7 protein-coding genes and 2 pseudogenes are annotated in these 7,534 nt (G+C 64.3%); 1 reads left to right on the top strand and 8 read right to left on the bottom strand.

Features of this window, described 5'->3' with window-relative positions; all coding sequences use genetic code 11:
* The 4 genes from KVT45_RS54270 to KVT45_RS54255 form a co-directional block, all read right to left on the bottom strand.
* Positions 1-861 (bottom strand): catalase (locus KVT45_RS54270; RefSeq protein WP_217562410.1); only part of this gene is annotated, 861 nt, incomplete at its 3' end.
* Positions 858-1,331 (bottom strand): Fur family transcriptional regulator, encoded by a 474-nt coding sequence (locus KVT45_RS54265; protein ID WP_217562408.1) that lies wholly within the window; start codon positions 1,329-1,331, stop codon positions 858-860. The genes KVT45_RS54270 and KVT45_RS54265, both read right to left, overlap by 4 nt.
* Positions 1,332-1,575: 244 nt before the next feature.
* Positions 1,576-1,740 (bottom strand): hypothetical protein, encoded by a 165-nt coding sequence (locus KVT45_RS54260; RefSeq protein WP_217562406.1) that lies wholly within the window; start codon positions 1,738-1,740, stop codon positions 1,576-1,578.
* Positions 1,737-2,726, bottom strand: coding sequence for a GlxA family transcriptional regulator (locus tag KVT45_RS54255; protein ID WP_217562404.1), 990 nt, complete (start codon positions 2,724-2,726; stop codon positions 1,737-1,739). Before KVT45_RS54255 ends, KVT45_RS54260 begins: the two co-directional genes overlap by 4 nt.
* Positions 2,727-3,073: 347 nt before the next feature.
* Between KVT45_RS54255 and KVT45_RS54250 the strand changes: the two genes are divergently transcribed.
* Positions 3,074-3,451, top strand: a complete 378-nt coding sequence (locus KVT45_RS54250) for an ATP-binding protein (RefSeq protein ID WP_217562402.1) — start codon at positions 3,074-3,076, stop codon at positions 3,449-3,451.
* Between the two features lie 188 nt (positions 3,452-3,639).
* Here the strand turns inward: KVT45_RS54250 and KVT45_RS54245 are convergent.
* The 4 genes and pseudogenes from KVT45_RS54245 to KVT45_RS54230 all read right to left on the bottom strand — a co-directional run.
* Positions 3,640-4,200 (bottom strand): annotated as a pseudogene (locus tag KVT45_RS54245) (transposase); the annotation flags it as partial.
* 926 nt (positions 4,201-5,126) lie between these two features.
* A protein-coding gene (locus KVT45_RS54240) for an IS5 family transposase (RefSeq protein WP_308311168.1) occupies positions 5,127-5,935 on the bottom strand; the annotation gives its coding sequence in 2 pieces (ribosomal slippage) (positions 5,127-5,615 and positions 5,618-5,935; 807 coding nt in all).
* Positions 5,936-6,639: 704 nt separating this feature from the next.
* Positions 6,640-7,155 carry a tyrosine-type recombinase/integrase gene (locus KVT45_RS54235; protein WP_217562400.1) on the bottom strand — a complete coding sequence of 172 codons (516 nt, stop codon included), beginning with the start codon at positions 7,153-7,155 and terminating at the stop codon, positions 6,640-6,642.
* 45 nt (positions 7,156-7,200) lie between these two features.
* A pseudogene (locus KVT45_RS54230) lies at positions 7,201-7,534 on the bottom strand (hypothetical protein); the annotation flags it as partial.

Raw genomic sequence — 7,534 nt, 5'->3', positions numbered from 1 at the left:
GCTCCACACCTTGGTGAGGTCGAAGGGGTGGAATCGATAGGTACCCGCGTCGGACTCGGGCATGATCTGCACGTAAAGAGTCCACTTCGGGAAGTCGCCGCGCTCGATCGACTCGTAGAGGTCACGCCCGTGCGACTCGCGGTCGTGGGCGATGACGTTCGCCGCCTCCTCGTCCGTCAGGTTCTCGATACCCTGCTGGGTGCGGAAGTGGAACTTGACCCAGTTCCGTTCACCGGCGGCGTTGATCAGACTGAAGGTGTGCGAGCCGAAACCGTGCATGTGCCGGTAGGACTTGGGAATCCCCCGGTCACTCATGACGATGGTGACCTGGTGCAGGGACTCGGGCAGGTTCGTCCAGAATCCCCAGTTGTTCTCGGGATTGCGGAGATTGGTGCGAGGGTCCCGCTTGACCGCGCGGTTGAGGTCCGGGAACTTCAGCGGGTCGCGGTGGAAGAAGACAGGTGTGTTGTTGCCGACGACGTCCCAGTTGCCTTCCTCGGTGTAGAAGCGCACCGAGAAACCGCGGATGTCGCGCTCCGCGTCGGCGGCACCACGCTCGCCCGCGACGGTAGAGAACCGGGCGACCATCTCACATTCGTTGCCGACCTTGCCGAAGATCGCCGCCTTGGTGTAGTGAGAGATGTCGTGCGTGACCCGGAACGTGCCGAACGCGCCGGATCCCTTGGCGTGCATACGACGCTCGGGGATGACCTCGCGGTCGAAGTGGGCGAGCTTCTCGATGAGCCACAGGCCCTGCAACATCAGCGGGCCTCGGGCGCCGGCACTCATACTGTTCTGGTTGTCGGTGACGGGCGCTCCCGCCGCGGTGGTCAGCGGGCTGATATTTTCTTCGAAAGTCATTTTATCTCCTGAAGAGTTATGGGCGTCGTATTCAAGTCACGTCGCTGTTCGGAGGAGTTGGTGCACGAACGACAAAATCCCCAGAAGACCACTTCGGCTTCGTCGACGATGAAGCCGTCAGTCGCCGACGGCGTCAGACAGGGCCGCCTCCCTACGGTGCAGTCGACATCAGCGACGGCACCGCAAGCCCGGCATACGACATGGTGGTGATTGGCGTCGGCACGCAGCTCGAAGAGTCCGGGTGAACCGGCCGGCTGGAATTTGCGTACGAGCCCGGCCTCGATCAGTACGTCCAATACGTTATAGACGGCCTGGATCGACGCTGCGCCGATCACCTCTCGAACGGCGCGGGCGACGAATCCGGCGTCGGAGTGCGGGTGCTGCTCCAGTACGTGCAGCACGGCAGTTCGCTGCGCAGTGACGCGCAGGGAAGCCCCCCGCAGTCGTTCCGCCTGATCTCTGACAGGCAACCGGCATCACCTCACCGCTTCCGGAGTGTCGTTCTGGATGCTCTCGACGAACACTGATGAGCATTCCTGCGATCACGTCAGGCGCGAGGAATCCAGAGCCATGCACCGACTTGACTGATTCCAGTGTTTGGGTGGTTCGGACTTTTGCCCACCGCGCGAACGGACGTCCATCCCACAGATCCGGACAGGCGCGGCTCGTTGCCTGAGCCGACCGCGGCTGGCGGCGCATCCTTCGATGATCACCTCACACATGCGCCGGGTGCACGTGATGCCCCGCAGGAAACCGGGTGAACGAGCCGGTGCCGGGGGAGGAGACGAGCCGGACTTCGGCCTGGTGCAAGGGGGCGAAGCCCCACTGGAGGCCGTGGTCCCCCCACTCGATGACCGACCACACCTCGCAAACGGTCACGCGCCAGAGGCAGAGGCGAGGACTTCGGCGCCCGTGGTGGTGAAGCGGCGCTGGTACGTGGTTGGTGAAACGCCCAGGTGACGAGCGAAGGCGCGGCGCAGGCTCTCGTAACTGGAGAAGCCGGACAGCATGGCCGCCTCCGTGGCGTTGTGCCCGGAGTCCAGCAGGGCCTTCGCCATGTCGAAGCGGATCAGCTCCACATACTTCATCGGTGTGATGTCCAGCTCCGCACGGAACATCCGGGTCAGATGCCGGGGACTGACCCGGACTCGCGCGGCGAGTGCCTCCAGGCTGTGATCGGCCGTCGGGTCCTCCTGGACCGCGTCCTGCACCAGCCTCAGGACCGGGGTGCGCGGGGCCCGACCCTGGAGCGAGGCGGAGAACTGGGACTGCCCGCCGGAGCGCTGCATGTACACCACGAGTGAGCGGGCGACACTGCGGGTGAGGTCGGCTCCGTGCTCCTCCTCGACCAGGGCCAGCGCGAGGTCGATGCCCGCAGTGACACCGGCCGAGGTGAACGTCGTACCGTCCCTGACGAAGATCGCGTCGGGTTCCACCCGCGCGGTCGGACAGGTCTGGGCCAGCAACGCGGTGTGCTGCCAGTGTGTCGTCGCCCGCTTGCCGTCGAGCAGACCTGCCGCGCCCAGGATGAACGCGCCCGTGCAGATAGAGGCGACCCGACCGGCTTTGGAGGCCAGATACCGCGCGGCCGCGCTGAGGTCCGGATCGATAGTTCCTTGGGGCAACTTGTCGCCCCCCACCACGAGCAGCGTGTCGATCGAGGGGGCATCGTCGACGTCCGAATCGACCGGGACTTGGACACCGATCGAGGAGGTCACGGCGATTCCGCCGACCGAGACGATGGTCAACCGGTAGTCGGCGCCGAACCGGTTGGCTTCGCTGAAGACTTCCGCCGGGCCGGACAGATCCAGCATTTTCATGCCGTCGAACACGAGCACCCCGATGCTGTGTTTCCTCGGCTTCATCTGTCCCCACTCCAAGATGATCGTGGCTCTCGTAGGAGCCTTCTTCCCCGTATACCCCCTACGTGAATGTGTCCATTTTAGTGGGTTTATTGGCCTTCAGTTGGCGGACGAGTGGGGCTGATCCGGTGGAGGGTGACAGCACAAGGACTTCATTGGGCGCAAGGTCTGTGCGAGCCCCTTCTGAGCCGCGTGAGGTGATCGTCATAGTGGAAGAGATCCAACGGGAGACGGATTGGGCTGACCCGGCATGCGGTGTGGGCATGGCTGCTCGCGTCCCCCTGACAGTCTCAGGCGACGTGCTGGCACCACCGAGGCCGATACGCTCCGAGCGCTGGAGCCTTGCCGGAGTGTCCACCGCACCACGTCTGGCCAGGGGGCTGGCGGCGACATATGCCATGCGATGGGGCTTCGGCCCGGACACGGTCGACGCAGTTGAGCTGATCGTTTCCGAACTGGTCACGAATGCCGTGACGCACACCCGATCTGCCGCCGTGGACGTTGCAGTGATGCAAAGCGGTACGGCGATCACCGTCATGGTGGGCGATATGGGCTCCGCAGGGAAAGAACGCCTGGAGGCCCAGGACGTTGTGGGCTTCGAAGAGGAGTCCGGCAGGGGGCTGTCCCTCGTAGCCGGCATCGCCTCGGCTTGGGGCAGCAGCCGCCAGGGAGGAGTGGGGCTGGTGGTCTGGGCCGAAGTGCGGGAACCCGAGTTGCAGGAGGCGTAGCCGACAGTCGCCGGCGTCCAGCCGGGACGATTCGCTCGCACCGCCTCCCCGGTCGGCCGCCGCGGTGGCGCGCACCCGGCGCCCTGGCCGACCTGCCCGCCCGGGGATGGTTCTGGATCACTTTCAGTGCCGGAGCCACGGAGGGGCACCACAACCGCGATCACGAACGGCCTGACGCCACAAGGAGGACGCTTGCAGAGCAGGTCGAAGTCGGCGCGGCCGGACATCTGCCGCTTGATCATCTTGGTCTTGTTGTTGTGGCCTTCGACGGAGCCGGAACTGTAGCGGAGGCTGAGGCGGACGACGGCGTCGAGGTCCTGGCCGAGGCCGGTGACGAAGCCGTGCAGGGCGGGCACGTCGTCAGCCTGCACGCGTTCTGTCCATCGATCGAGTTCGTGGTCCCGGCGGCCGTTCATCAATTCGGCGAAGGCGGGGACGTGTTTGGCGGTGCGGCCGAGGGCGGGGCAGCGGGTGAGAATCTGCTTGAGCTGCTCAGTCTGGTGAGGCGTGGTGCAGCAGCAATGCAAGACCCTGCGCCGTCTCCCTCGACCCCACACATCCAGGAGGACGTGGTGTCCGCGGCCGGTGCCAGCCGGGCGACCGTCGAGAACCCGTGCACGATGCTGCAGCGAACAGCGACTCGCGGTGGCACGTGATGAGATTTCACTCTTTGTAATCACCGAGCGTGCCTCGACGGAAAGCAGAGGGGCTGACGATGAGTTCGATTCTGTTGCACGGGAATTGCACATGAGGTGGAGCGCAGGGCCTCATCCGGCAGACCCGATCGTGTGTCGGTGCAGGTCAACGAACTGTTGACCTGCACCGACACACTCCACTCATGCTTGCATTTTTGCAGGTCGGAGGCGTCTTACACGTCGAAGTAATACACATCCAATTCTCTGGCCTGTGTTTTCGTCCCGTCCTCAAGATCGTCTTGCGCAGATGTTGCACACCAGGTCAGCCCGTGTGCTCGTAAATGCTGCGCAAGGCAGCGCGCAGTTTGGCGCCAGCATTCGGCACGCGATGCACGTACCTACGAGCTCGTAACACGATCAAGTGAGGAGTGACTGGCTGGCTGGGGCAGAGCAGGTGTGTCACACGTGGGATACGAGTGTCCCCGCAGCCTGAGCTGCGCTTTCGTCTGTGTGTACGGGCGCTGTCATACTCCGCGTGTGAGTGAGACGGTCTTTCGGTACACCCGCAGGCAGCGACGGGTCGTTGTGGGACCTGCCGTGGTCCTCGGTGTGTGGGGGCTTGCCGTAAGTCTGTACTGCACCGTTCTCGTCGTCGGTCACCGGGTCGGTGAGGCGGTTGGTACATGGGGCGTGCTCGGCTCCGCACCCCTAGTGCTGAGTGTCCTGGCCTTCGGGTTGATGAGGGGCTGTACGCGTATGGACGGCGGCGGCCTTCATGCCCGCAGCCTCTGGCGGCAGTGGGACTGCTCTTGGAGCGAGGTGGAAGGCATAGAAGAGGTCACGGAGGTCGGACGCGGAAATACGATCAGGCGGGTCCGGATCACGCGGTCCAAGGGGCGCCCCTTCAAGCTCCCCGTCCCCTTCGATGCGCACGGCTTCGGACGAGATCCCGACTTCGAGGGCAAGTTGGCACAGCTGAGCCACCAGTGGCGATCAGGCCGAAAGGCCAGTACAGACAGCCCGTAGAGGTCGTAGCAGGATTACGAGCGGTGTTTCTTGAGGCGTCTGCAGCAGATGAGGCTGCAGGCCAACGAGATGAACGCGTCGTGGAGTTCGGTTCGTCGTTCCCAGCGGACGGCGAGGCGCTTGAACTGGTGGAACAGGGCGAAGGTCTGCTCGACGACGTAACGGAGCTTGCCCAGGCCCTTGATGTCCGGGGAGCCCGTGCGGGAGATGACCGGCAGGATCCGCCGCCTGCGCAGCTCCCGCCGGTTGGGGTTGGAGTCATAGCCCTTGTCCCCGAGTAGTGAGTCGGGGCGGCGGCACGGGCGGCCGCGCCGTCCGGCCACGGGCGGGATGCCGTCGACGAGAGCCAGGGTCCGGGTGACGTCGTTGACGTTGGCCGCCGTGGTGATGACCTTGAACGGTGTGCCTCGCCCGTCGCAGACCAGGTGGTGTTTGCTGCCCGTCTTCCGCCGGTCGACCGGCGACGGACCGGTATCGGCTCCCCCTTTTTCGCGCGGATGTGGGAGCCATCCACGCACGCGCGCGACCAGTCGAGTTCGCCGGCCGCGTTCAGTTCGGCGAGCAGAATACGGTGCAGCTGGTCGAAGACCCCGGCCTGCTGCCAGCGGTCCAGCCGCCGCCAGCAGGTCTGACCCGAGCCGAACCCCAGCTCCAGGGGCAGGAGTTGCCAGGCGATATCGTTGTGGAGCACGTACAGGATGCCCTGCAGACACAGCCGGTCCGCTACCGGCCGCGGGCCCGGCGCCTTCTCCGGCCAGGGCGGCAGCAGCGGCTCGATCAACGCCCACAAGTCGTCGCCCACGATCCACGGCCGAGTGCTCACACCCTCCCGAACGGCTGAATCATCACATCGGTAACGCCGGACCAGGACACTTCAGCAAGATCCTGTTACGAGCTCTACGTAGGGTGAAGGCAGGGTCGGAGTGGCCCAGCCGGTCGGCGAGCGCGTAGATGTCGACGCCGTGACTGAGCGCCGTCGAGGCGAACAGGTGGCGAAGCGCGTTTGGGACCATCCCTGCGGGTGCGGGGAGCAGGCAAGGCGCACACCCATCAGCGCCAAACCCTTGGGAACATCCCCGCGGGCGCGGGGAGCAGGCGTGGGCGGAAGTCCGCACCAGCAGCGGCCAGGGAACATCCCCACGGGTGAGGGGAGCAGTTGATCCCATGCACCTCTAAGGCGCCGAAGAAGGGAACATCCCCGCGGGCGCGGGGAGCAGCCGATGAAGGTGGCCTGCGAGCGGAGCTACCAGGGAACATCCCAGCGGGTGCGGGGAGCAGTCCATGGGGTCCGCGGCGTTGTACGCGATGATGGGAACATCCTCGCGGGCGCGGGGAGCAGGGACCAAGCGACCAATGGCCATGGAACACGCGGGAACATCCCCGCGGGCGCGGGAGCAGACTGTTTGACCTGGGTGTTTGCCTCCGAGGCGACGGATTCCAGAGCATTTTATCCGAACTCGGCAATCCGCCTAAACTCATCACAATGCCTTTCAGGCTCTTCCGATTGCATGGATGTTGCACACCAGGTCAGGCTGTGTGCTCGTAGATGCTGCGCAAGGCGGCGCGCAGTTTGGCGCCGGCATTCGGTACGCGATGCACGTACCTACGCAGGGTGAAGGCCGGGTCGGAGTGGCCCAGCCGGTCGGCGAGCGTGTAGATGTCCACGCCGTGGCTGAGCGCCATCGAGGCGAACAGGTGGCGAAGCGCGTGCATCATCTTGTCCCGTGGCTCCTCCCGCTTCTTGTCCTCGCCAGGTTTCAGGGAGGCGATGATCCCGACGGCTGCCAGTGCAGGTTTCCAAACAAAGCTGTTTAAGTAATTACGGTTGATGGGTTTCTGCTCGCGCGAATAGAAAATGATGCGTACAGTCTCGAGTTCTCCCTCTTTGGTTTCGTTCGGAAGGGTTACGAGAATTGGGGGGAAAGTGGCCATGTGCTTCCTGAGGGCGTCGCTGACTCCGTCATCCAATTCCACCCGGCGATCCTTCGGGTTCGTGCTGTTCTCACCTTTCGCCGTCGACCAGACCAGTGTGGCGCCGTCCATGGCAATCTGGCGCTGTATGTGGACCAGGGGGCCACTTGGATGCTCTCAGTCGATATCATCGGGACTGAGTCCGAAAATCTCACCTTGGCGGAGGCTCAGGCCCCGTCCGGCATCCATCATGCATTTGAAACGCTCAGGAAGCGCTGTTCGTATCTTTTCTGTCTGCTCCCAGGTGAGGGGAAGTTCTTTCGAAGGGGCCTTGGCGCGACGAGGCTTTACGGCCTGTACTGAACGTGCGAGGCATGGGTTCTTTCGGATCAGGTCGTCGTCGACAGCGAGATCGAACATGCTCTGCAGGTGGCTCAGACCGCGTTTGAGATCTGCCGTGCCGTGGGGCTGGCGGGGTCGTTGAGCTTGGTGTGGGTGGTCTTGGGGGTGG

It is taken from the genome of Streptomyces sp. GbtcB6, from assembly GCF_019091475.1.
Lineage (GTDB): Bacteria > Actinomycetota > Actinomycetes > Streptomycetales > Streptomycetaceae > Streptomyces > Streptomyces hyaluromycini.
This window is presented reverse-complemented; position numbering and strand designations above follow the sequence as displayed.

What these genes read in the sequence shown, in the direction of transcription:
- KVT45_RS54255 (WP_217562404.1), bottom strand. Translation starts at nt 2,726, where the DNA reads ATGAAGCCGAGGAAACACAGCATCGGGGTGCTCGTGTTCGACGGCATG.
- KVT45_RS54235 (WP_217562400.1), bottom strand. Translation starts at nt 7,155, where the DNA reads ATGGACGGCGCCACACTGGTCTGGTCGACGGCGAAAGGTGAGAACAGC.